This is a genomic window from Lysinibacillus sp. Ag94, from assembly GCF_023242215.1.
GTDB lineage: Bacteria > Bacillota > Bacilli > Bacillales_A > Planococcaceae > Lysinibacillus.
Map to the genome: position 1 here is coordinate 1,041,253 of NZ_CP096780.1, position 26,941 is coordinate 1,068,193.

At 33.7% G+C, this 26,941-nt stretch carries 15 protein-coding genes and 2 pseudogenes; 16 read left to right on the plus strand and 1 reads right to left on the minus strand.

Translation table 11 applies throughout. The annotated features are described in order from the left end of the window. Nucleotides 1-5 precede the first annotated feature (5 nt). From MY533_RS04655 to MY533_RS04665, 3 genes and pseudogenes are all read left to right on the plus strand, one after another. Nucleotides 6-2,933 (plus strand): annotated as a pseudogene (locus tag MY533_RS04655) (PolC-type DNA polymerase III); the annotation flags it as partial. A gap of 728 nt (nucleotides 2,934-3,661) precedes the next feature. Next, on the plus strand, nucleotides 3,662-5,488 hold the full coding sequence (ltrA, locus tag MY533_RS04660; RefSeq protein ID WP_248718178.1) for a group II intron reverse transcriptase/maturase: 1,827 nt from the start codon (nucleotides 3,662-3,664) through the stop codon (nucleotides 5,486-5,488). A gap of 109 nt (nucleotides 5,489-5,597) precedes the next feature. After that, nucleotides 5,598-7,001: pseudogene (locus tag MY533_RS04665) on the plus strand (PolC-type DNA polymerase III); the annotation flags it as partial. A gap of 444 nt (nucleotides 7,002-7,445) precedes the next feature. Here MY533_RS04665 and MY533_RS04670 read toward each other — a convergent pair. After that, nucleotides 7,446-8,894 (minus strand): class I adenylate-forming enzyme family protein, encoded by a 1,449-nt coding sequence (locus MY533_RS04670; RefSeq protein ID WP_248718179.1) that lies wholly within the window; start codon nucleotides 8,892-8,894, stop codon nucleotides 7,446-7,448. 218 nt (nucleotides 8,895-9,112) lie between these two features. Here MY533_RS04670 and MY533_RS04675 point away from each other — a divergent pair, with 218 nt between their 5' ends. The 13 genes from MY533_RS04675 (at nucleotide 9,113) to MY533_RS04735 (ending at nucleotide 26,916) form a co-directional block, all read left to right on the plus strand. Then, entirely contained in the window at nucleotides 9,113-10,093 is a 981-nt protein-coding gene (locus tag MY533_RS04675; RefSeq protein ID WP_248718180.1) for an ornithine carbamoyltransferase, read from the plus strand. 56 nt (nucleotides 10,094-10,149) lie between these two features. Then, on the plus strand, nucleotides 10,150-10,839 hold the full coding sequence (locus MY533_RS04680; RefSeq protein ID WP_248718181.1) for a LuxR C-terminal-related transcriptional regulator: 690 nt from the start codon (nucleotides 10,150-10,152) through the stop codon (nucleotides 10,837-10,839). A gap of 19 nt (nucleotides 10,840-10,858) precedes the next feature. After that, on the plus strand, nucleotides 10,859-11,488 hold the full coding sequence (locus MY533_RS04685) for a GNAT family N-acetyltransferase (protein ID WP_248718182.1): 630 nt from the start codon (nucleotides 10,859-10,861) through the stop codon (nucleotides 11,486-11,488). 8 nt (nucleotides 11,489-11,496) lie between these two features. Continuing rightward, on the plus strand, nucleotides 11,497-12,240 hold the full coding sequence (locus MY533_RS04690; protein ID WP_248718183.1) for an SDR family NAD(P)-dependent oxidoreductase: 744 nt from the start codon (nucleotides 11,497-11,499) through the stop codon (nucleotides 12,238-12,240). A 22-nt stretch (nucleotides 12,241-12,262) separates the two neighbouring features. Beyond that, the gene (locus MY533_RS04695; RefSeq protein ID WP_248718184.1) at nucleotides 12,263-13,189 is read left to right on the plus strand and encodes an ACP S-malonyltransferase; all 927 of its coding nucleotides are present in this window, start codon (nucleotides 12,263-12,265) and stop codon (nucleotides 13,187-13,189) included. Between the two features lie 15 nt (nucleotides 13,190-13,204). Continuing rightward, nucleotides 13,205-14,107 (plus strand): hypothetical protein, encoded by a 903-nt coding sequence (locus MY533_RS04700; RefSeq protein WP_248718185.1) that lies wholly within the window; start codon nucleotides 13,205-13,207, stop codon nucleotides 14,105-14,107. Between the two features lie 13 nt (nucleotides 14,108-14,120). After that, nucleotides 14,121-15,167 (plus strand): 3-oxoacyl-ACP synthase III family protein, encoded by a 1,047-nt coding sequence (locus tag MY533_RS04705; protein ID WP_248718186.1) that lies wholly within the window; start codon nucleotides 14,121-14,123, stop codon nucleotides 15,165-15,167. Then, nucleotides 15,164-15,310 carry a hypothetical protein gene (locus MY533_RS04710; protein ID WP_248718187.1) on the plus strand — a complete coding sequence of 49 codons (147 nt, stop codon included), beginning with the start codon at nucleotides 15,164-15,166 and terminating at the stop codon, nucleotides 15,308-15,310. Before MY533_RS04705 ends, MY533_RS04710 begins: the two co-directional genes overlap by 4 nt. A gap of 25 nt (nucleotides 15,311-15,335) precedes the next feature. Then, a complete protein-coding gene (locus MY533_RS04715; protein ID WP_248718188.1) occupies nucleotides 15,336-15,599 on the plus strand; it encodes an acyl carrier protein in 264 nt (87 codons plus the stop codon). Between the two features lie 75 nt (nucleotides 15,600-15,674). Next, the gene (gene glmS, locus MY533_RS04720; RefSeq protein ID WP_248718189.1) at nucleotides 15,675-16,151 is read left to right on the plus strand and encodes a methylaspartate mutase subunit S; all 477 of its coding nucleotides are present in this window, start codon (nucleotides 15,675-15,677) and stop codon (nucleotides 16,149-16,151) included. Further along, entirely contained in the window at nucleotides 16,123-17,559 is a 1,437-nt protein-coding gene (locus MY533_RS04725) for a methylaspartate mutase subunit E (RefSeq protein ID WP_248718190.1), read from the plus strand. Before glmS ends, MY533_RS04725 begins: the two co-directional genes overlap by 29 nt. A gap of 21 nt (nucleotides 17,560-17,580) precedes the next feature. Then, a complete protein-coding gene (locus tag MY533_RS04730; protein ID WP_248718191.1) occupies nucleotides 17,581-25,752 on the plus strand; it encodes a non-ribosomal peptide synthetase in 8,172 nt (2,723 codons plus the stop codon). Nucleotides 25,753-26,211: 459 nt separating this feature from the next. Further along, a complete protein-coding gene (locus tag MY533_RS04735; RefSeq protein ID WP_248718192.1) occupies nucleotides 26,212-26,916 on the plus strand; it encodes a 4'-phosphopantetheinyl transferase family protein in 705 nt (234 codons plus the stop codon). Nucleotides 26,917-26,941: the final 25 nt, after the last annotated feature.

The following is a 26,941-nucleotide window of genomic DNA, read 5'->3' on the forward strand; positions in this document are numbered from 1 at the left end:
ATAGATTGGAACAGCAACAAGAAGCAAGAACGAAGTTTCAAATGCTCTTGCAACAACTAGAGTTAACAGATGATGTGTATATGTCCTTTTTTGAAGAAGGTGAATTATCACGCCTAACTGTACACAAAAAGAACAGGCTATGGAATTTTACCATTAAATTACGAGACGTACTTCCTTTTCCGCTATACCAACTATTTCGTACTCGGTTGACTGAAAAATTTTCAGCTATCGCTCAAATCCACACAACTTTTGATACGGTAGAGAAAAATGTTACCGAAGAACTTGTCCAACAATATTGGTTAACAGTAGTAGAACAAATAGATGAGATGGCGCCACCCTTAAAACATTGTCTAGCATCGCAAATGCCTATGTGGAATGGGCAAAAAATCACTTTATCTTGCATGCAAGAAATGGAATTTATGATGCTGAAAACAAAGTATGCAGAAAAGCTTTCCGAAAGCTATAGTCAATTTGGCTTTCCACACATTGTGATAGATTTTATGCTTCAAGATCAAACGGAAGAAATGATCGCAGCACAGGAAGCTTTCATGGAACAGAGGCGTTTAGAGGAAGCAGCCTTAGCTCAACAAGCGATACAAGATTACCAAAAACGTGAGCAGGAGAAGAAAGAAAATCCAGCTATTGCGAACCTTGGTGATCGCCCATTCCAGCTTGGTATGCTAATTAAAGATGATGAAACAATGGAAATTAAACGCATTGTTGAGGAAGAACGCCGTGTTATCATAGAAGGTTTTGTTTTTGATACGGAAATTAGGGAGCTGAAAAGTGGTCGCTCTTTATTACAAATTAAAATCACCGATTATACGGATTCTATCGTAGTAAAAATGTTCTCACGTGATAATGATGATGCAGAACTAATGAAGCATTTGAAAAAAGGCATGTGGGTAAAAGTCCGAGGCTCTGTACAAACTGACACATTCATTCGTGATTTAATCGTTATGGCAAATGATATCAATGAAATCAAAAAAGAAACACGACAGGATACGGCGCCAGAGGGAGAAAAACGAGTTGAATTACATTTGCATACACCAATGAGTCAAATGGACGCTGTGACACCAGTTGAAAGACTCGTTGCGCAGGCGGCAAAGTGGGGTCATCCAGCCGTGGCTATTACTGACCATGCTGTTGTGCAATCCTTCCCAGAGGCTTATTCAGCAGGGAAAAAGCATGGTATAAAAGTTATTTATGGCTTGGAGGCTAATTTAGTAGATGACGGTGTACCGATTGCTTATGCACCTGAGAACCGATTATTAGCTGATACTACTTATGTCGTGTTTGACGTAGAGACGACAGGTTTATCTACTGCTTACGATACTATTATTGAGCTAGCTGCAGTTAAAATTCAAGATGGAAATGTTATAGACAAATACGAAAGCTTTGCCAATCCTCATCATCCACTTTCAGCAACGACCATTGAGCTGACAGGTATTACAGATGATATGGTACGTAACGCGCCAGAAGTAGAACAAGTCATTAAGGAGTTCCATGAATTTATCGGAGATAGCATAGTCGTAGCCCATAATGCATCGTTTGATATGGGCTTTTTATACACAGGCTATAAAAAATATGGGCTAGAGGGAACGGTTCACCCAGTTATTGATACGTTGGAGCTTGCGAGAATGCTGTATCCAACGATGAAAAACCATCGTTTAAATACGCTTTGTAAAAAATTCAATATTGAATTAACCCAGCATCACCGAGCTATTTATGATACAGAGGCAACGGGTTATTTACTTTTACAGCTGCTAAAAGATGCAGCCGAATTAGATATTAAATACCACGACGACTTTAATAAGCATGTTGGTGGTGGAGATGCATATAAAAAGGGACGACCAATGCATTGCACAATATTAGCGGTAGATAATGCTGGATTAAAAAATTTATTTAAAATAGTCAGCCACTCCCATACAAAAACTTTCTATCGTGTACCTCGTGTAACACGAGCGGTTCTTGAGCAATATAGAGAAGGTTTATTAGTCGGATCAGGTTGTAGTAATGGCGAATTATTCGAGACGATGATGAATAAATCCCCAGAGGAAGCAGAGCAAGTTGCAAGATTTTATGATTATATTGAAGTTCAACCAAAGGCAGTGTATGCACCGTTAATTGAGCGCAATGTCATCCGTGATGAATGGACACTTGAAGATATTATTCGCAAGCTTGTAAAGCTCGGCAAGAAAATTGATAAACCGGTTGTAGCTACCGGTAATGTCCATTACTTAGATCCGACAGATGGGATGTTTAGACAAATACTAATTGGCTCTCAAGGTGGTGCCAACATCTTAAATAGATCAAAGCTACCTGAAGTTCATTTTAGAACAACTAATGAAATGCTTGAAGAATTTGATTTTTTAGGACCGGATCTTGCGAAGGAAGTCGTTGTCACCAATTCTCAAAAAGTCGCAAATATGATTGGTGATGTTAAGCCGATTAAAGATGATTTATACACACCAAAAATTGAAGGCTCCGATGATGAGGTTACAAATTTAACCTATGAAATGGCACATCTTATATATGGAGAAGAACTACCAGAAATCGTGAAGGCCCGAATTGAAAAGGAATTAAAGTCAATTTTAGGCCATGGTTTCGGCGTAATTTATTTAATTTCAGCGAAGCTTGTGAAAAAATCATTAGCGGATGGCTATTTAGTAGGTTCTCGTGGATCTGTTGGATCATCGTTAGTAGCGACCTTTATGGAGATTACTGAAGTAAATCCACTTCCACCTCATTATATTTGTCCAAATTGTAAGCATTCCGAGTTTTTTAATGATGGTTCAGTAAGCTCAGGCTTTGACTTACCAAATAAAGATTGTACGGAATGTGGAACACCGTATAAAAAAGATGGGCAGGATATCCCATTCGAAACGTTCCTTGGCTTTAAAGGAGATAAGGTACCTGATATCGATTTGAGTGCGACACGTTGTTAACTGAAAAGGTTAACCACCTTAATTGGTAGAACTGCTATTTCAAAGTGTGGAATGAGAGAGTAACGTCTTGAAACACACTCGCTAAAGCTACGACAAGCGTGGACGGTATTGCAAACACCAAAAACGTTTGAAGCTCGTTAAAGTAGGCTGAAGTTCACCCAAACAGTTTGGCTGTGGAAAGAGGGATAGAAATCTCTTGTGAATGATAGGTCTGGCGTCTATAAAATTCCTATGGTTAGAACCGGTAGAATCATCGAGACGAACCCTCGACTGACTTTTCGTAAATATCACGTAGTAGAAATGCTGCGGGGTCCAGTGAGGACTTCTAGGTGTGGATGAGTAAGCGTTAGGTTATGAAAATCCATATTGTGTTACAGGCACAATCTTTGCCTAGCGGAATTTAGAGGGAACCTACGGGAATTATGTACAGATAGAAATAGTGGAACGTGTGAAGCTCCTAACGTAAGAGAAGGTTGCACTTCAATGACGACGGTGTATGGAAAGGCAAATCGCTATAACATACTTTAAAGGAGTGGCAGTAGTGCCGTAGTACCGACGAAGAAATGCTGTTGATGACTGAATAACCAATAAGTCGGAGGGAAAAACATTTCAGAGGGAAGGGCACAAGTCGTTAACGTTGAAACAAAAACCTACAATAAGTCAGATTCGTGTATGACTAAAGAGAACGAAAACTTCGTAAAGGAAGTGATTAGTTGGCTGACTTAATGATTCAAAAGTTAAGATATAACGAATATTTTGGATTACAAGAGACATTTGATAACCTCTTTAAAGAAAGTGAAAAGGGTCGATACTTTACAGATATTTATAAGCTGATTATTTCTGAAAAAAATATTTTACTCGCTTTTCGTAACCTAAAAAGTAATACAGGTAGTAAAACGAAAGGTACAAACGGACACACAATTAAACATTTAAACAAAATGAATGCCGACAAGCTAATAAAGATAATAAGAAAAAGACTTGAAAACTATACACCACACTCGGTTAAAAGGTTGTTTATTCCGAAGCCAAATGGAAAAATGAGACCACTTGGAATACCTACAATTGAAGATAGATTGATTCAGCAAATGTTCCTACAAGTTTTGGAGCCGATTGTAGAAGCTAGGTTTCATCCTCAAAGCTACGGATTTAGACCAAAAAGAAGCACACATGATGCATTAGCGAGATGTTATCATTTGGTTAATCATAGTCATCAACATTTTGTGGTTAATATAGATATAAAAGGATTTTTTGATAACGTTAGTCATAAAAAGCTTATGAGGCAATTATGGACAATTGGTATAAGGGACCAAAAAGTTTTAACAATTATTAAAAAGATGCTAAGAGCTAAAATTACAGGTGAAGGTATTCCGACAAAGGGAACTCCACAAGGCGGTATCTTATCCCCGCTTCTTGCTAATATAGTATTGAACGAATTAGATTGGTGGGTATCGAATCAGTGGGAATCAAAGCCAACGGAAGTACCTTATAAACTGAAACGAAATAAAACAGATGCTCTAAAGAAAACAAGGCTAAAGCCTATGTACCTTGTTAGATATGCAGATGATTTTAAAATCTTTACAAACTCTTTTGAAAACGCTCGAAAGATTAAAATAGCTGTTGAAAAATGGCTAAAAGAGCGGCTAAGGCTTGAGGTAAGTAAAGAAAAGAGTAAAATCACAAATCTTCGTAAAAATGGTACAGATTTTTTAGGGATACGATTTAGAGCTGTTCAAAAAGGCAACGCTAAAACAGGGTATATCGTAAATTCTAAAATGGACCCTAAAGCAAAAGAAAAAGTGCAAGGGGTTATAAGGTATCAGTTAGTTAAACTTAGAAAAAGTCCTACTCCAGAAAAAGTGATGAACTTTAATGCTAATATTCTTGGACTGCATAACTATTACAAAATTGCGACCAGGATATCACAAGATTTCAATTCAATAAGACATAAAGTTCATCCGAATATCAAATCATTGTTGTTTAGAAGTATATTCGTGAAAACGAAGGAAACAAACAATGTCATTGATAAATTTTATGGGAGTTACAATTATCAAAGATTTAAAAGTAATGGATTGCTGGTATATCCTATTGAAGCAATTCGACATGATATACGAGGACAAAGAAAGCCTGAATTTACGATTTATAATGAGAAAGACAGGTCCTTAATTCATAAAGATTTAAAACATGTGTCTGTTCGTGAAATTGAGATGTTTCGTAAAGGAATATATAAAGCTAAGAGTGTCTTGTATGAAAATAATCGTTTGAGCAAGTATGTGGCTCAAAAAGGGAGTTGCGGTATAACAGGAGAAAGGCTTACTCCACATCAAGCTGTTTGTCATCATATTAAGCCAACAGCTCACGGTGGAACTGACGACTATGATAACTTGATTATTATCAACGGGAGTTATCACATGCTTGTTCATACAAAGGACCCGCTCGCTAATAAAAATTATGTAAAGATGTTAGCTCGATTCGAAAAGAAAGCAATAATTAAATTAAACGAACTAAGAACGGAAGTAGGAAATCCAAAGCTTAGTTTATAAATTTCAACAAAGTTAACGATGGAACGCCGTATGACGCCGAAAGGGTCATGTACGGTGTGGGACGGGGGAAAAGCTGGAGATCATATCAAATGCTTACCTATCGTCATACTTTTCTGGTGAATATCAACCACAAGCTCATAACTATACGAAGGTACTATTCGGTGAGGATTATGTATATCGTGCTGGAACAATCGGAACAGTTGCGGAAAAAACAGCGTATGGCTATGTAAAGGGCTATGCTAGTGATAACAACTTACATTTCCGCGGTGCAGAGGTAGATCGCTTAGTGCAAGGCTGTACAGGTGTAAAACGTACAACAGGACAACACCCTGGGGGGATTATCGTAGTACCAGATTATATGGATATTTATGACTTCTCACCAGTGCAATTCCCTGCAGATGCACAGGATGCAGAATGGCGTACAACGCATTTTGATTTCCATTCCATTCACGATAATATTTTAAAGCTTGATATTCTTGGGCACGATGACCCGACTGTAATTCGGATGTTGCAGGATCTATCAGGGATAGATCCAAAAACGATTCCAACAGATGATCCAGTCGTTATGAAAATCTTTAGTACTCCAGAATCTTTAGGTGTAACAGAAAAACAAATCGGCTGTAAGACCGGGACACTCGGTATTCCTGAGTTCGGTACTCGTTTTGTACGTCAAATGCTTGAAGATACGAAGCCATCAACTTTCTCAGAGCTTGTGCAAATTTCAGGACTTTCACACGGAACAGACGTATGGCTTGGTAACGCGCAAGAGTTAATTCAAAACGGTACATGTGTGCTAAAAGAAGTAATTGGCTGTCGTGATGATATTATGGTGTATTTAATTTACCAAGGGCTAGAACCTTCGCTAGCATTTAAAATTATGGAGTCCGTACGTAAAGGGAAAGGTTTATCTGAAGAGTTTGAGGCAGAAATGCTAGCAAATAAAGTACCAGGTTGGTATATCGATTCATGTAAAAAGATAAAATATATGTTCCCGAAAGCCCATGCAGCAGCTTATGTGTTAATGGCTGTTCGTATTGCATGGTTTAAAGTACATTTCCCGATTCTTTATTATGCAGCATATTTCACAGTCCGTGCAGATGATTTTGATTTAATTGCCATGGTACAGGGCTCGCAAATGATTCGTGCAAAAATTGATGAAATCAATATAAAAGGCTTAGATGCTTCAACAAAAGAAAAAAACCTATTAACTGTGATGGAACTAGCACTTGAAATGTGTGAGCGTGGCATGAGCTTCCAGAAGGTAGACTTATATCGTTCGCAAGCAAGTGAATTTATCATTGATGGGAACTCTTTAATTCCACCATTCGATGCGATTCCTGGACTTGGTACTAACGTTGCTAAACAAATTGTGGCAGCACGTGAGGACGGAGAATTTTTATCGAAGGAAGATTTACAACAACGAGGTCGAGTATCCAAGACATTGATTGAATACATGGATCAATTGGGTTGTTTAGAAGGAATGCCTGATGCAAATCAATTATCACTTTTCTAAAAGCTTTAAGAAAAGTGGCACTCATGCGGATGAAATATACGAGACGGATAGCTATAGACTGACAGAACTTTTTTGAGTAGCCATTTCTATTTACAAGACAAAAAGCTATATCACCTTCTAAAACGGAAGGATAAAGATGAGAAACATTCTTTGATTACCCAAAGTCATTTAAAAGGAGAAAATAGCAATGGAGAATAAGACAACCTTCTTGTTCATTATGAAAAGGTAATGACCCCTTAAAGTTAGAGTTTTTATTATGTAACTAATTGGCTGGCTTGAGTTCGATATTTTACTGGACTCATGCCAGCCAGTTTTTGTATTATTTCTAAAGTCTATTAGACGAGAGCACTTCAAAATGAACATGAACCATATAAGGGACATATTTAATCCCGATGAAAGTGGATAGTTATCTTTTTAAGACAGAGTCGCCGTCATTATTACTCATTAAATTGAAATCGTTAAATTTTCCAATGCGTATTTCTCTAATTTTTTATTATCAATTTTTCCATTTGGTAGAAAAGGAAATTCTTTTGTACAAATTAGTTTATCTGGATACATATAGGTAGGTAAAGCATCGACAATTTTTTTTCGTAACTCACCAGAGTCCTCAGAAGAATATTGAATAAACAATATTAAATAGGATCCTTTTCTATCTTCTGTGAAACTTATTACTTTACTTAATACACCTAGTTCCTCTACGATTCTTTCCATATGACAGGGATAAAAAGTTGCCCCCATTCTATGTATCGCATTGTCATGTCTCCCTATTACAAATAGATTTCCATCAACATCGAAATATCCGAAATCCTTCATATCGAGCCAACCATTTTTTAAGTCTAATTTAACATTTCCATCATTATCGAGATATCCTTCCATTAATCCATTGCCATTTGCATAGATGTGTCCTAGTTCATTCGATTTTGTTTCATTAAAGTTTTCATCGACTACTTTAACTGAAAGTCCAGGTAAAACTTTTCCTGTTCCATTGTGGCTACTTAAATTTGTAGATGTTAAATTTCCAGCCTCTGAAGAACCATAATAATCAAGCAATGGTATGTTAAAAACTTTCTCAAACCTATTTTTTAATACTAGGGGGACTGGAGCACCGCTAGTAAACCACATACGTATATTATCTTTTATGAAATTAACTTTTTCTTTATTTCTTTCGGCAATTTGTACAGTTAAATAAGTTGTTGCAATGGTAGCCTCTACAACTGAAATTTTATGCCTATTAATAATAGAAGGTAAAGTTCTTATATTTTGATAATCACATATAACAATTGTGCACCCGACGACCCACCACTGAATAATCATATTTAATCCCCAAATATTAAAAAATGGAACCACAGGTAGAATAACTTCGTTTGCTTTATAACCCATTCCCAATGCAGTTGAATCCATATTATTGAATAAGGAAGCACCAGATTTGACAATTCCTTTTGGAGTTCCAGTTGAGCCAGAAGAAAATAGTATGATGGCATCGGATCTACGATACCATTCATGTAAATCTATCTTAATTCCGGGAGGGGCTTGGTTCGTTCCTATATTTTCAAATGAAGCAGATAAGCTAATGTATTTAGGTCCATTAAATGCAGAAGATCCATCTTCTGTGAGTATCCAATTTGCTTTTGTTTTCATATTTATCATTTGTAAATCAGAGTAGTTAGTATTTGTATCGAGGAGAACAATTGAACAATTAATATGCATAAGTGAAAAAAGAGATACCAAAAATGCATAATTATTTTCACAACAGAGAATCACTCTGTCTCCCTTAACAACTCCATGAGCTAAGAGAACATTTGAGTAGTTAAAGACATCGTTTGTAAAGCGCGCATGTGAATAAACTTCGTTTTCATAAATAATTGAACTATTTTTTTTCTGGGTAATATCCATATTAAATACCTCCTTTAAATATAAATATATTAATTTACTGGGGTGTTGAATTCTACGGTAAATAACGCAACAATTTACTAAATATATAAAATTTGTAAAAATTCCAAACTTGCGGTAATTACGTATACAAAAAACAGATTGATATATTATACTTTCATTACAGAATAATACAAAAAAATAAAAAATTAGAGTTTCTAGGAGAAAAGGAGTGTTGGATATTGAAGAACTTTTTTGATTTTTCGAAATTGAGTGGTAGTGAGTTAGAAAGATTAATAGAATTAGCATCAGATTATAAAAGTGGGAAAATTAACGATCAACCATTAAAAAATAAGAATATCGGTTTATTATTTAATGTTCCCTCTACTCGTACAAGAATCTCCTTTCAAACAGCAATTAAGCATTTAGGAGGGGAGCCCTTCGCCTATAGTGCTCATGAGCTTCAATTAGCAAATAAAGAAAGTATGAAAGATACGGCTACAGTTATGGGGAAATACTTAGATGGATTAGTAGTACGTTGGTATAACATGAATGATTATGGATATGGACGTAACACATTAGAAGAAATAGCAAGTCATTCTAATATTCCAGTAATAAATGCACTAGACGACAAAGATCATCCGTGTCAAATAATGGCAGATATTCTTACCCTAAAAGAAAAGTATGGTCAAAATTATAAAAAGAAAAAAGTTTTATTTACTTGGGGATATGCTGAAAGAAAAAAATCTCCCGGGTGTACTCATAGTATGTTAACAGCTGCATCACTACTCGGGATGGATTTAAGAATCGCTCATCCAAAAGGGTTTGAGTTAGATGAACAATATTTATCATTTGCTAAACAAGCTGCAAAAGAATCAGGAGCGAATCTAGAGTTTTCTCATGATTTAGATGAGGCAATAGAAGATGTTGATGTGGTTTATGCAAAAGCTTGGGGAAGTTTGAATCTACCTGGTTATGAAGAACAAAGATATAAAAATGAAATTAGAGATAAGTGGTTGGTAAACAACGAACGGTTTAATAGAGCGAATCAAGACGCATATTTTATTAATCCACTACCTATTATTAGAGGAGATGAAGCTGTTGCGGAAATTATTGATGGACCAAGATCATTGATGTATAATACCGCAGAAAATAGACTCTATGTACAAAAAGCCACTCTTGCATCAGTTTATTCACATGATAAAATCCTTATTAAAAATTAACCTACCACTTTGTTTAGATTTACAAAAGAATTAGACTAACAATTATTGGAGGAAATATGATAAGGCCATTAAAAATAGCGATAATTGATAGAAACTTGTCACTGGTTAACCAAACGCATTTGTATCTTAAATCCTGTAATTTAAAAATTGATGTTCAATATAGTTTGTATGATGATGACCAAATATATGAACTCAATAATCTAGACAACATAAAACTTGATTTAATTATAATGAGTAATACTAATTTGTCTGCATTAAAAATGCTAAGAGAGTTCTTAAAACAACAGCAAATAGCCAATGGTAAAGATAAGCCAAATGTGATTATCTTTGATGATACTGTAGTTAATATCGAAAGGATCCATTTAATGTGGGCATTTTCTAACAGCATAATCTTAAATAGACAAAAGGAAGACTTACTATTAGCTATACAAACAGTCTTTAACGGCGGGTTTTATTACTCTAAAGAATTTTCTGATTATAATGAAAATAGAGGCTATTTCAGAAGGAATGCGAACAAAATGCCATTAACCAAAACTGAAATTTCTGTAGTTAAAGAATTAATAAGAGATAAGACAAATCAAGAGATTGCAAATACTCTCTATATGAGTCGAAGAACAGTAGAATATCATATTACTTCTTGTATTCAGAAATTTGAGGTTAACTCGAGAGTAGGTTTAGCTGTAAAAGCACTTTCTCTTATTGAAGGGGAGTCATATGACTCATTAATAAATGAGTTAGTTAAGTAAAAAAAGGGGGACGCTTTCATTGAAAGGATTAATGGTTTCTTTAGTGCCGTTTGAAGAAGACGATGTAGAACTAATTTATAAATGGAGACAATCAGACCTAACTAGTACTTTAATGAGCGGTTCACTAGATTTTGTATCGCTAAATGAAATGAAGGAACAAATGAGGCAAGATAAAACTAGATATGTGGGAGTAAAAACTAATGCCGGTAGAAAAATAGGCTTTGTTTCTTGGCACGAGGTAAAAACACAAGGGAATTATCAAATTGGCGGCACTATAGGAGACCCATCTATCTGGGATGAAGGTTATGGAGTCGAGGCAACTAAATTAATAATGGATTATTTATTTCATTTTAAAAACGCCCACAGACTGCAATTTATAACAGGTCTTTATAATACAAGAACAATTAGTATGTTAATGAAGCATTCGACTCAAATTGAAGGCATATTGAGGGACTATTATTTCTTAGACGGTAAATATCATGATGCTGTTATCTGCTCAGTTCTTCGCGATGAGTATTATGAATATTACGAAGAGAACCCTGAATTCTACTACAATATTTTTGATCCAAAGAAATTAGAGGAGACAAAAGAAAAGTTTAGGAGATATTACGAAAATCAAAGAAGTCTCTTTTCGAATTTAGGAGTGTGAAATATAAATTGAAGGGTAAAATTGCTGTAGTAACTGGGGGATCCCAAGGCATTGGCAGAGCAATCGCCATTAGGTTAGCTGAATTAGGTTCCAAAGTTATAATAACTTATCTTAACAATCATATTGAAGCAAATAAGACTATAGAAGAAATTAATAATAAATTTCAATCTGATTCAAAAGCTCTGCAGTTGGATGTTAGAGATTATAAAAGTGTTGAAGAGGTTTTTAGTCAAATAATAAAGGATTATGGAACAATTGATATTTTAGTCAATAATGCTGCTGTAAGCGCAGAAAGAGCATTAGCGATTAACAGTCTAGATAATTGGGCTGATATTCTATCAACAAATATTATGGGTACTATTAATTGTATTAAAGCAGTTTCTTTACATATGCTTCTTGAGAGAAAGGGAAGCATTACTAATATTTCCTCTGTAGCGGGAATTAAAGGCCTACCCAAATTAAGCAGTTATTCAGCTAGTAAGGCTGGCATCATAGGACTTACGAGATCCTTAAGTAAAGAATTTGCAAGTTACAATGTAAGGATAAATGTTGTTGCACCGGGATATATAGCAGGTACTAGAATGTTTAATCAAATAGAAGAAAAAGACTTATTGGAATACAAAAAACAAATTGATTTAAAAAGATTTGGCCAACCAGAAGAAATTGCAAAAGCGGTATGTTTTATTTGTTCAGATGATGCCAGTTACATCACTGGACATACACTAGTTGTTGATGGTGGCTTGTCAATTTAATAAGGGATGGGGAATATCTTAAATGGTAAAAAAAGCACTAATATTACCTCCGCAAATGACCATACGTACTGGTCATCTAAAAGAATATTATGAACAATTTGAAGAAGTACAACAATATTTTGAAAGAGCAAGTGCAATATTAGAAATTAATTTATATAAGTCATTTTTTTCTGAAGACGAAAAATTAATAAATGAAAGCTATATCGGCAGATGTGGAATTGTCTCGATCACTTGTGGATTATTAGAAAAACTCAATATCGATTTGAAGAACTATTCATTTATTTCTGGCCCAAGTCTAGGTAGTATTACTTCTGGTTACATTAGTGGCGCTTATAGCTTTGAGACAGCTTTAAAGATGATTGTAGCTATGGTTAATAGTGAGAAATCTGTTTATTCAGATGATAAGTATGGCAATTATATGTTCTATAACATTAGGCAAGAAGAATTATTAAAAATAGTTGAAGAAATGAATGATCAAGGATATTATGTTGCACCTTGTATGTATACAGCGGATAATCAAATGATTATTACTGGAGAATTGACTGGCTTAGAAAAAATGGGATGGAAAGTATTAAAGAATGGAGGATTGGGTGTACATATTCCTTATAGCCCGCCTGCACATTCTTCTATGATGAATAGAGTGCGAGATATCTTTAAACAAAAGTTTATGGATATCAATGATTTTAAAGATCCTATTATTCCGAATATTTGCAATAATACTGCGCAACCCTTATTAAAGGGTGAACAAATTAAAGAATCATTAACTGAGCAATATGTTCTACCTGTCAGATGGACAGATATTCTACATTTGCTAAAGAAAGAAGAGATTAAACAATTAGACATCATTGGGCCAGGGAAATTTTTGGTTAAATCTATGGAGTATACAGATATTTCCTTTGATATTGAAAGTTATTTAGATATAAATGATTTTCAATTCTCTAGAAGTTAAAAATGGAGGACTATAATGAGTAAATCAGTCTTTTTATTTCCAGGTATGGCTAAATCGAGGTTTAGTGATTTTGAAAAATTGATAGAAAATTCCGATATTTCTCAGTCGTTATATATGAAAGCAGAAGAATGTCTTAATTATCCATTACTTAAAAGTTTCTTAAGTGGGGACAAGTCAATCGTTACTGAACGATGTGCTTTTTTCGTTAACACACTTACTTTGCTTTATGAATTACAAAAGAGCAATAAAGATTTGAATCCTGAATATGTGATCGGTTCGAGTTTTGGGATAATTGCAGCAGGTGTTTATCTAGGTAGTCTAAACTTTCAAGAAGCTCTTAAAATAGTGAGAGACACTGCAATTGTGGAAGAGGAATATTTGAGAAATATGGATAAGGAATATTGCACCCATTTTATATACAAGTATTCACTCGAAGATTTAGAAGACCTCATACAAAAATTTAGGTCTGAAGGAAAATGGATTGAAATATCTGTTTATATATCAGATGACCTTATAGGTATAGGGTCTACTGTAGAGACCATTAATGAACTTAAACGAATAATTAAGATTCAAGGGAAAAGTACATCTATATACACTACAGAGCTAAGTCATACAAGTAATCTCAAAGAGTTGAGAAATTTGTTAGACAAAGAGGTTTACTCAGGGTATGAATTTTCAGAATTATCGAAACCGTTCGTTTCAGATTTAGATGCAAGAAGTATCACATGTGGAGAAGATTTGAAAGAGGAAATGCTTAAAAGTGTAGACACACCCGTTAAATTTACACTTGTTCACAAAAAAATGTTAGATGACAACATTAAAGATATCTATGTGATTGGTCCTAGTAGCTTCTTTGGAGCCATTTTAAAGAAGGATTTTAAAGTTATGAACATTGATCCTTTGAATTTTAAATTATAATGGGAGGTTTATGATGATTGAGACTACAATTAAGCAATGCAAACAAGTGAACACTTTAATTCGACCAATTGGGATTCTATCTTCTGGAATGTACGTTCCTAAAAATGAGGTGTCAAATAATGATTTGAGTAAAAATTTAGATACTTCAGATGAGTGGATTGTAACTAGAACAGGGATTAAAACGAGAAGGTTTGTAGATGAATCTGAGGCAACATCGGATCTATGTATTGCTGCAGCCAAGGAGGCAATCGAAAATGCTAGTATTTCACCAGAGGAAATTGATGCAATTATTATTGCTTCATTTACTCCAGATCAAATATTACCTTCAACCTCTGTAATTGTTAAAGATGCACTGGGTATTAAAAATGCTATTACAATAGATTTAAATCAAGCTGCTTGTGCAGGTGGGATTTATGGATTGTTTTTAGGGACCCATTTACTTCAAAACCCTTCTATAAATAATGTGCTCGTAATAGGTGCAGAGTCATTATCTAAGTACACAAACCCACTTGATAGAACAACACGTGTGTTTTTTGGGGATGCTGCAGGAGCAATTATTTTGAATTACAAAGAAGATGGCTATAATTTAATGTCTTGGAATTTAGATTCAGAACTCTCATATAAAGTAGAGATTCCGGCAGGAGGATCGAGAAAGCCTACAAGTTTCAGGACTGTAGATAATAACGAGCATTATATTAAAATGGATGGAAGAACAGTATGGGAAATGGCTACTAAGTATTTACCAAATTCAATTCGTTCTGTTATTAATGATATGGATTTAAGTCCAGATGATATAGATCATTATATTATTCATCAAGCTAATTTAAATATTATAAAAGAGGTTTTAAAAGAACTTAATCAACCTGAGTATAAGACTACAATTAATATTGATAAGTATGGCAATACAGGTGCTGCAACAGTATTAACGGTATTACATCAAGCATTAGCAAACAATACTCTATCAAGGGATGAATCAATGGTTATTGGAAGTATAGGGGCCGGCTTTATCTGGGGAGCATTGGGATTTAGAAAATTGAATATAAGGGAGGCTACAATGTGAACCACCTACTAAAAGTTAAAAATGAGGCTAGTGATAATTCAATTGAAATTGATGATTATTTAGTTGGAATTGATGATTATTTAGATGAGGAAGATTGTTCATTATTTGTACCTGATTCGCCCTTTAGTATACTTATTGGTTAACAAATATTTTTAGGAGGAAAGTAAAATGGATGAATTAATTAAAGAGAAGATTATAGAATTGTTTGCTGAAGTATATGGAGTAAACCTTAAAGAGGATATTGATAGTGATACCGTTTTATTCGGGCCAGATTCACCATACAAATTAGATTCTATGGATGTTCTAAGGATCATTTCTATCTTAAAAGATGAATACAGGCTAGAAATTAACGCAATGCAAATTACTAATTTTAACACGATGAATAAAATGGTGGACTTTATTAAAATGTCCATGCCAAAAGAAACTAGCTGAAAATTCATATAAATATTATTAATTTGCCTCTTGTCTAGTTCAGGCAGGAGGTATTATGTTAGGAGGATTATATACATGAATACTATTACTATTGTTATGGGAGTAATTGGTCAGGATTGCCACTCTGTAGGGAACAAGATCCTGCATTTTGCGTTCAAGGAAAAGGGTTTCACAGTTCATAACCTAGGTGTACAGTGTTCACAAGAAGATTTCATCAATACTGCGAAGGCAGTAAAGGCGGATGCAATTGTAGTATCTTCTTTATATGGTCATGCTGAACTAGATTGTAGGGGATTTTCGAGAAATTGTCTTAAAAATGGATTAAATAATGTATTACTTTATATTGGAGGAAATTTAAGCATTGGTAAAAGTGAATGGGAAACTGTAGAAAGAAAGTTTTTGAAAATGGGATTTAACAGAGTTTTTAGCCCAGCAGATGACTTAGAATGGGCAATAGATGCTATTTATAATGATATTTCTCTAAGAAAAGTTAACGATCTTACTTTAGATATGGGGAATAAAGATGCAAGTCAAAAACGTAAAGTTAACTAAAGACCAATTTTATCAAACAAGAAAACAGGTATTGGATAGTTGGCCTACAGGTAAATCAATTAAGTTAGATGAAGCTTATCAATATTTAAGTAGCTTGCCTGAGCATAAATACTTCTCAAAAATATTAGATGATGCTAAAAGGAACAATAAATTATTGCTTCAACCTCGAGGTGGGGTAGCTACACTTCGGGGACAGAAGACCTTATTGGAAGGTTTTATTGAAGCTGGCGCAGATTTAATGCCTGTGACAATTGATAGTTACACAAGACAAAATGAATACCTTAAAAGTGAGAAAGGTTTAAGTGAGAGCTTAAGCAAAAAAAGTTCGGTTTTAAATGGCTTCCCAGCAGTTAACCACGGGTTAAAAGGGTGTAGGGAATTGAACGACTCAATCCCAAAACCATTACAGGCGAGGCATGGTTCTCCAGATGGTAGACTTCTAGCAGAGATTATACACGCTTCTGGATGGACTTCTAATGAGGGGGGAGGCATTTCTTATAATATTCCTTATTCTAAAAGAGTTAGCTTAGAAAAAAGTATATCCGATTGGCAATACTGTGATAGGTTGGTAGGTATTTATGAAGAAATGGGCATTTCATTGAATAGAGAACCATTTGGACCTTTAACAGGTACACTGGTACCACCGAGTATATCAAATTCAATAGCCATAATAGAGGGGTTATTAGCAGCAGAACAAGGTGTAAAGAATATAAGTCTAGGATATGGTAGCGTTGGACATATTGTACAAGACATTGCTGCGATGATTTCATTACGTACTCAAGCAATTGATATATTCAAGAAGTACGGATACACTGTAAACCTGTCAACAGTGTATCATCAATGGATGGGCAATTTTCCACGAGAAGAATCAGCTGCTTATTCAGTAATAAATTTAGGTTCTCTTACAGCTGTTCTTTCTGCTGCAAATAAAATGATATTAAAAACACCGCATGAGGCGGAAGGAATACCTACCTTAGAGGCAAATATGGATGGAATAAGAACGTCTGAACATATGGTGAAGATGATTAGTAGTCAAATAGGCAGTATAAAAATTGACGTATCTGATGAAGTCACAATTATTAATGAGGAAACAAATCTAATTATCGATAAAGTCCTTGATAATGGAAATGGGGACCTTGCACAAGGAACGATTAAGTCTTTTGCTAGCGGTGTATTAGATATTCCGTTCGCACCAAGTATTTATAATCAAGGAAGTGTTATCCCAATAAGAGATCATTTAGGGGCAGTCAGGGTATTAGAGTTTGGCAACTTGCCATTTAACGCTCATATTAAAAATCTCCATATGGAAAAGATAAACAAACGAGTGAAAATGGAAAATAGAAAAGCCAATCATAAAATGGTAGTGAGCGACATCTTTTCGATTTCGAAGGGGAGTTTTTTTAAATAGAAAATTTCATGAGGTGATAAAGTGTTAATTGCAAAGAAAGATTTTATATTTGTAAGTAACCAAAAAATTGATTTAACTAAAACAGTTATTGATTCTTTTGAAGAACAAGTAATCAAGCACCCAAATAAGATAGCCGTTCGCTTTATGGATGAAACTATCACTTATAAAGATATAAACAGTAAAGCAAACCAAATAGCAAATCTATTAAAGAATGAAAAAATGAATGTAGAAGAACCGGTGGCAATATGCTTTGATAAATCAATTACAATGATTATAGCAATCATAGGTATTATTAAAGCTGGTGGATATTATGTACCTTTAGACCCGTCATTACCTGTGGACCGTTTAACAAAAATAGTAGATCAAGTAAATCCTAATTTTTTGTTAACTGACAATAAAAATGAAAGTAAGTTTGAGAAAGCTTGTGTACCTAGTATTCATAATTTAGAGAAATTAGATTATGATCGATACGGTGATATTAACGTATTAAAAGAATATACGATTGATAATTTGATTTACACTATTTTTACATCGGGCACAACAGGAGAACCTAAAGGTGTTCAGGTTGAGCATAAAAATGTTTTGAATCATCTACAAGGAATTCTTCATTATATGGAGGTCAACAAGCCGTTAAATTATACGTTGTTAACTACAATTGCTGCTGACTTATCTGTAACACCTATTTTTGCATCATTAACTACAGGAGGCTCACTTCATATTATACCAGAGAGTATGATAACGGATTCTGTGATGTTGAGCAGTTATTGCAGGTTACACGACATTCATTGTATTAAGTTAGTGCCGTCTCATATGGAAGCTCTTTTACATGGACAAAATACATCAATGTTTATACCAGAATACATAATTTTAGGCGGGGAACAATTAAAGTGGAGTCTTGTAGATAAAATTAAAGAAACTAACGCTGCATGTAAAATCTTTAACCACTATGGACCAACTGAAGTTACTGTAGGTGTAATGGCAAATGATGTAGATAAAATAGAACGAAAAGGCAATGTAATTCCATTAGGTCAACCTTACGGCCGCTCGACTATTTTGTTATTAGACGAATATATGAATCCTGTAAAAAAGGGTAGAGTCGGAGAAATTTATATTACTGGTTTGGGGATTACCCGAGGGTATTACAAGAACGATTCATTAACTGCTTCAAAATATAAACAAAATTATTTTCAAGAAGGTAAAAATGAGTCGATTTTATATAAAACTGGTGATTTAGCAAGGGTAGATGATAATGATCAATTAGAATTCATAAGTAGGGTAGATCATCAAGTTAAAATCCGAGGTTTCAGAGTTGAATTAAATGAAATACAAGCTCAAATAGAGAAGATCAGTTCAATACAAGATAGTGCAGTTGTTTCAAGGATTAATAAAAATAATGAAACGATAATCCGAGCAGTAATTGTCTTTAAAAATAAAGGTCAAGAAAATTTGGATGAAGTAAAAGAAATACTATCTAAAAAGCTACCTAATTATATGCTACCTCAGGAATACTTAACACTGGACTCTCTACCACTTAATAAAAATGGTAAGGTTGATAGGCAGTATTTGACCAATTATGTAATTTCTAATCTGGAAATTACAAAAAAAGTCAAGATGAATGAGGTGGAGAGTAAAATCTATTCACTTTGGAAGGAGATTTTAGATGTCAATAGCATACCTATTGATACATCATTCTTTGAAATAGGGGGGAATTCTTTAAATGCAGTAAAATTATTAGGTGCGATTGAGGAAACTTTCGATATTAATATTAATATAAGTGACATTTTTGAGATGCAAACTATTAAAAAGCTTGCTGAGCTAATCGGAAAAAGGGAGAAAAAAAATAGAAATTATTTAATAAATAAGACGAACAAGAAAAGGTTAGCAGCTTCTTCGCAACAAACAAGACTTTGGTTTTGGGATAAAACAGAAATGAGCGATTATTTATACAACATACCATATAAATTAAAGTTGAAAGGCAAAATTGATTCAAGAAAACTTCAGGATTCTATAAAAGTGTTATGCAATAAACATGAAATATTAAGAACTAGAATTTTTGAGTCAGATGGTACTGCTTTGCAAGAAGTCGTAAACAATCTTGACACGACGCCTTTTCAATTTGTTGATTTGGAAAAAGACTTAACAAACTTAGAAGCTATCTTAATTGAAAAATCTAAAAGAAAGTTCGATTTGTCTAAAGCCCCTCTTTTTGAAGTTAACCTATATAAATTAGGTACTGATAACTATCTACTATTTCTTAACTTTCATCATATTATATTTGATGATTGGTCTTTCAATATTTTCATCGATGATTTATTTACAATTTACAATTCACTACAAACTGATAGGGAAAATAAAATAGAAGCCAATAATATTTTTCAATATAAAGATTATACGCTATGGCACAAGAAATATTTACAGCATAATGAAGCTGAATTAATTAATTATTGGAAAGATTTATTGAAAGGACAGCTAGATAAAGTTAAATTTACAAGCCATAGAGGTAATTCAGATAGTAATTTTCAGGGTGATTTTTTTAGTTTTATACTTCCTCAAAAGCAGGTCGATATTATAAATCGAATTACAAAAGAAACAGGCACAACCAAGTTTATGGTACTAATGAGTGTGTTTCAAGTTTTGCTTTATAAATATACAAAGCAAAAAGATTTGATTGTTGGTGCGCCAGTTGCAGGAAGGCCTAACCGTAATTTTGAAAATGTACTGGGGTTTTTTGTGAACACATTACCTTGGAGGTCAGAACTCGATGACAATTTAACATACAGAGACCTTCTATATCATATTCAAAAGCAAAGTATAAGTAACTTAAAAAATGCTGATTTACCTTTTGAAAAGATAGTTAATGCGGTTAGAGAAGGCATTGATCAGAGCTTTACTCCAATAATTAATATAATGATGGCACTCCAAAATACGCCTAAATATAATAAAAAGCACTTTGATTTCATTAAAGGTGTACCAGAAAAAGTTAACAATAATACATCTAAGTATGATCTTACATTGTTTTTCGAGGAAGATGAGCATGCTATATCTGGAAGATGGGAATATAAAACGGACATTTTTACCGAAGATATGATTTGTCAATTAACCAATCATTTCCAGGGGATATTAACTAATATCCAAAATAGTACTTTGGACAGTAAAATAGGCGATATCAATATGCTTAATAAAAATGAAATAGAATGCTTGTTGAATAAGGGAAGTATGACAAAAATTCCCCAAAATGTAGGCTTGCATAATTTATTTGAGGACCAAGCATCAAAAACTCCACATAATATAGCTGTTACATTTGGGGATAAGAATATTACCTATGAGGAGCTAGAAAAGAAGTCTACATGTCTAAGTAAAATGTTAAAAATCAGGGGTATTGGACGAAATGATGTAGTTGCTATTAAAATTGAACGTTCACTTGATATGATAATAGGGCTAATGGGCATTTTAAAAGCAGGTGGTGCTTATTTGCCAATAGATAATAGTATGCCAACCGATAGGATTCATGAAATAATAGAAGACTCAAAAGCAAAATTATTACTGCTATCAGGATGTAAGGAAAGTGATTTAGCTGTCACAAATACCTCCATACTTGATATGAAACAACTAAATTTAGATGTATCTTTTGAGCTTGATGGCAGCAAAGAAGGGGAGGTAAAACCTACAGACCTAATTTCAGTTTATTATACATCTGGGTCGACTGGGAAACCGAAAGGCGTTGCTAATAATCATAGAGGCTGGATTAATAGAATGTTATGGATGCAAAATTATCATAATTTGCAACCTGATGAAACTGTCCTACAAAAAACAACATTATCTTTTGATGATGCGGCAGTTGAAATATTTTGGCCATTAATTGTAGGAGCAAGAGTAGCACTAATGAAACCGGAAGAACATAAAGATCCGCACTCTATTATTGAAGATGCTATAAAATATAATGTTTCAATATTGCATTTTGTACCGAGTATGTTAAAACCTTTCATAGATTTAATTAGTGAAGAAGAAACATTAAAACTTAAGAATTTACGAGCAATTATATCTAGTGGAGAGGCGTTATCATCATCTTTAGTTAAAGAGTTATTCAAGAAAATAGACGTTAGGTTATTTAACTCGTGGGGAGCTACGGAGGTATCTATTGATTCTACTTGTTATGAATGTACATCTCAAGACGGTCATAAAAACGGAATTGTTTCAGTAGGTAAACCAATAAATAATAATTACATCTATGTACTTGATAAAAAGATGAAACCTGTTCCCTATGGTGTTACCGGAGACCTGTATATAGGTGGTATCGGATTAGCCAATGGATATTTACATGATCTAGAAAAAACAAATAAGAGCTTCATTAAAAATCCATATAGTATCGATGAGACAATCTATCGTACAGGTGACCAGGGATACTTAGATTTTGATGGCAATTTAATGTTTACCGGCAGAGAAGATTCGCAAGTCAAAGTGAGAGGTATGCGTGTAGAGTTGGGTGAGATTGAAAACTCACTCAAGGAGTTTGATAAAATAAAAGATGCAGTTGTTCATTTCGATAGATCAAATCAAAAAAATGCGCTAGTTGGGTATGTCATTGCGAATTCTCAGTTTGAAAACAATTATTTATATAATTATCTAAGTAAGAAGCTTCCTGATTATATGATCCCTAAATATATAGTGTACTTAAACGCGTTCCCAATTAATAAAAACGGGAAATTAGATTATCAAGCTTTGCCTAAACCAAATAAGGAAAACATTCTCAGCCCTGCTGGTTATGTGTCACCAAGTAATAAAACAGAAAAAGACATATCAGATATTTGGGAAGAAGCGTTATGCATAGAAGATGTAGGAGTAGAAAGCAATTTCTTTAAGATAGGTGGACACTCTTTATTAGGAGTCAAGATTATTTCTAAAATCAATAAAGCTTTTGAAACAGAGTTAAGGCTTAGAGATATATTCGAAACTCCAACTATTAGGGAACTTGCATCAAAGATTGATAACGAAATTATCAATAACAAAGAAGTTATTGATAAAGATGACAACGACTTTCAACCATTGTCTTTTGCTCAAGAAGGTATATGGTTCTTATATCAACTTCATCCAGAGAATTATAATTATCATTTACCTTATTCATTAAAAATAAATGGTAAATTAAACATCGATTTATTGATTGATAGTGTTACAAAGATTATTAAGGATAATGAAATATTAAGATCTAATTTTAGAGTAAACAATGGTAAGCCATACACGGTGATTAAAAATATAGAAAAAGTAGACTTTGAAGTCGAACAATTTGATGAAGATTGCGATAAAGAAAGCTTTAGCAAGAATAAAATAAATGAGATTTTGTTCAAACCATTTAATTTAGAGACGGATATGCCTTATAGATTCAAGTTATTAAAGTTTAGTGAAACAGAATATCTCCTTTTAATAGTTTTCCATCATATAGTTATTGATGGTCTTTCATTAGAATATTTCGAGAGCGAACTATTTGAAAATTATAATCAATTAAAATTAGGGAATAAATTAACCTATAAGAAACCATTCTCTTATACTGAGTATGCAAGAGAGCAGGTTCGTTTTACTGATTCTTCAATCTATAAAAAGCAACTTGACTATTGGAAGGCTAATTTAAGTGGAAACTTAATGAAGACCAAATTCCCTATCGATGACTATAATTCTATTCATAAGAACCATAGTAAACAGCTGGATTTTACGTTCTCAACTAAATCTTATTATAATATGAAAGAGATCAGTAAACAGCAGGCGACATCACACTTCACAACAATTGTTTCCGCTTTAAATATACTTCTTCATAGAATGAATAGACAAAATGATGTAATAATAGGAACACCGGTTATAGATCGATCAACAAAGTGGGAAAACACCATTGGATTATTTTTAAATACGTTGCCTTTAAGAACGTATATACAAAATGACCAAACCATCACTGATGTGATTGACAATATGAATAAGGTAATTACAGAGATGTTTGTAAATCAAGATGTTCCTTTTGAAAAAATTGTAGAAGAAATACAACCGTCTAGAACAATAAGTGCTAACCCAGTATTTGATATATTAGTAAACTATATAAACTATGATCAGAATTCTAATGAATTAATAGACTTGGAAGTAGAAAGAAAGCAATTACATGAAACCAAGGCAAAATTCCTTATCACTTTTTATTTCATTGATAAGGGGGATTCTCTCGAATTGAAAGTAGTTTTTCAAAGCAATAAAATCCATACAACACGCATGCTAGCATTTGTTGAACAACTTAATACCTTATGTGAATCATTGATTGAACAACAAAATAATAGAATAGGTTGTATTCGTTTAAATAATATTAGTCATCATTATAATAACAACTTTAATTATAATGAAAATCTTCATGAGACCTTCTTAAATACTTTAAAGGGCTCCATAGAAGCGAACTTAAAGTCAGCTGCCATTGAAGAACAAAATAGAGTTTGGACATATAAAGATGTACTAGATTATACAAATGAATTTACAAAAGCATTTCGCGAATTAAATCTAACAGAGGGAGATAGAATAGCCATTTATGGAAAGAGCTCTTTTAAATATATAGCCAGTATTATCAGTATGCTAATGAATGGTTATGTATTTGTTCCTATTAATGTAGGCACACCTATCAATAGAGTTAATACTATTTTAGATGAGGCTAATGTAAAATTATTTATTGACTTTGATAATTTATTATCTTCCACACAAAGAAGCAAAATAAATGCACAGTACCTATCACCAGATATCTCTATTTCTAAAGAGAGTGGCAGTGTAAATGAGCTAATAATTAATCCGTTAGTTAAAAATGATTCCGAAGCCTATGTTTATTTCACATCTGGATCAACGGGTAAGCCGAAGGGTATTATCGGTAATCAGAAAGGTTTAAATCATTTTTTATGTTGGCAAAAAAGTGAATTTAATATTAAGCCTAACGATAGGTTTGCTCAATTTACGAATCCTGCTTTTGATGTATATTTGCGGGATGTATTTCTACCTTTAATAAGTGGAGCTACCCTTTGTTTACCGAATTCCTATGAAAATGTAATCGAGTGGTTAATGCATAACAAAATCACGGTCATTCATGCTGTCCCTTCATTACTAAATAGGTGGATTGTATTTAATAAAGTAAAAAGCTTAGATGTTAGGCTGACATTCTTTGCAGGCGAACCTCTTAGTTACAAATTAGTTGAACAATGGAGAAATTTTATATCAAAAGAAAGCGAAATTGTCAATTTGTATGGTCCCTCTGAAACAACCTTAGCTAAATGTTTCCATAGGGTAAGGGACAATAAAGAACGCTTATCTATTGTTCCGATTGGTGAGCCTATAAAAAATACAGAAATATTAATTATCAATGATCAAAATTCTCTCTGTGCAATTAATGAACCAGGAGAGATCGTTATTAAGACTCCATATAAAAGTAGTGGTTATATTAACCACCCTAATAATACTTTTAGAAGTAACCCTTTATCCCAGGAACATGACGACTTAGTCTATTATACGGGCGATATTGGCAGATATCATCCTAGTGGATTTATAGAATATTTGGGTAGAAAGGATTTTCAAGTTAAATTAAATGGAGTGAGGATTGATCTGAACGAAATTGAATATTTTCTGAATCAATATCCAGCAATTAAAAGTTCAGTAGTGATTAAAGTCAATGATAATGATAAAGAATATTTACAATCCTATGTTGTTCCGCAGGAGAATGGAAATCTTGATGAGCATGAAATTAGAAGGTATTTGCTAGAAAATATTCCAGTTGCCATGGTACCAAGTAAAACTGTGCTGTTAAATGATTTACCTATTAGCACTAATGGAAAAATAGATAGAAAAAAACTACCGCAGATAAGATGGGATGAAATAGTTAGCGAGCACTTAGATCCTTTAGAAGAGACTGAACTTCATTTAGCTAGGCTGTGGCAGAAGATTCTTCATACTAAAGTTGAGATATCTAAGAATGAGGACTTCTTTGCGTTAGGGGGGCATTCATTGTTAGCTGTTCAACTACTAATAAAAATAAATGAAGTATATAACACTAATATAAAACTAATAAGTTTGTTTGAAAATCCTACAATTAAGTTAATGGGCCAATTGATTAAGAAGCACTCTCTAAATGGTGAAGATAAAGAAGCTGATAATAAGATATATAGGGCTGCCAGAGTTCCGATTAGAAAGTAAGTTCTTAGGAAGGCTAGCGATCCATTGCTGGAGTTGGCTTTTGATAAAAAAATAACGCACCTCCCAGTATGCATGACAACCAGCCTTCTATCCGATGCTATTTGGATAGAAGGCTGTTAGTTTGCACATATTGCTTGAATCAACTTCGACTAAGGCATGTAATCTTGTGAAGTTTTATGTTGTTGATGAAGCGGTAAGGTAGGCAGATCATCAGTCACTTCACAAGGTATTGATAGAAGTCGATGCCGTTTGCTTTTGCTGTTTCTGCTAAACTTAAACAAAATCGGCACCTGCTTCGCTCAAGTAGATCACCTAGTATCGCCGTCGACGCTATATTTTGTCCGAAGAAAAACTAGTAATTCACGCAATAGCGAAAGTGCCATCAAAGATATATCATAATATGAAGGAAACAAAAATAAGTGAAGAAATTGATATCGGAAGGAGGAGATCAGTATTAACTTGCTTTCTAAAAATGAATGTCACATTTGGTGGGCTAAATTAGATACATATGGAAAGGATTGCAATAACTTGAGTGAAGAGGAACTACAAAGAATAAAGAGACTAAGATTTAAAAAGGATAAAGACAATGCGATAGTTACCTTTACCTTCTTAAGGGACATACTAGCTCTATATACTGCAGACTCTCCAAAAAATATAGAAATTAATAGGGATTGTAAGACGTGTGGTGAGCCCCATGGTAAGCCTTATCTAACTGGAAAGAATCAGAAGATTAAATTTAATGTGTCGCACACATGTAAATACGTAGTAATTGGCGTAAGTCTAGATGAGATAGGAATTGATATAGAAAACTTAACTCAAAATAAAGATTTTGATTTTCTATTTAATACATTATCAGATAATGAAAAGAAAACAATTACTAAAGCTAATAAGACAATGGCTCTTTTGAAATATTGGACACGAAAGGAATCCATTGTGAAAGCATTGGGTATTGGATTGAATATTGACTTAACTAGGTTAGAAGTTTCTGATTGGGATAAACAACCCTATATTATTAACTTTCCAGATAAAACTCAACTTCAACATCAAATGGTTGATTTTCAAATTGAAGATATGATTGGAAGTGTCACATTTTTAAACTGTGAGAAAAAAGCCATATCCATATACAGTTCAGAAGAGTTAGATGGTGTTACCGTCCCTGATTAGTGTATCCCGTTAAATAGAAAAGAAT

Bases quoted from the DNA above. Each gene is read 5' to 3' on its own strand.
- MY533_RS04670 (WP_248718179.1), bottom strand. From the start codon at position 8,894: ATGGATATTACCCAGAAAAAAAATAGTTCAATTATTTATGAAAACGAA.
- MY533_RS04680 (WP_248718181.1), top strand. From the start codon at position 10,150: ATGATAAGGCCATTAAAAATAGCGATAATTGATAGAAACTTGTCACTG.
- MY533_RS04695 (WP_248718184.1), top strand. From the start codon at position 12,263: ATGGTAAAAAAAGCACTAATATTACCTCCGCAAATGACCATACGTACT.
- MY533_RS04700 (WP_248718185.1), top strand. From the start codon at position 13,205: ATGAGTAAATCAGTCTTTTTATTTCCAGGTATGGCTAAATCGAGGTTT.
- MY533_RS04705 (WP_248718186.1), top strand. From the start codon at position 14,121: ATGATTGAGACTACAATTAAGCAATGCAAACAAGTGAACACTTTAATT.
- MY533_RS04715 (WP_248718188.1), top strand. From the start codon at position 15,336: ATGGATGAATTAATTAAAGAGAAGATTATAGAATTGTTTGCTGAAGTA.
- glmS (WP_248718189.1), top strand. From the start codon at position 15,675: ATGAATACTATTACTATTGTTATGGGAGTAATTGGTCAGGATTGCCAC.
- MY533_RS04725 (WP_248718190.1), top strand. From the start codon at position 16,123: ATGCAAGTCAAAAACGTAAAGTTAACTAAAGACCAATTTTATCAAACA.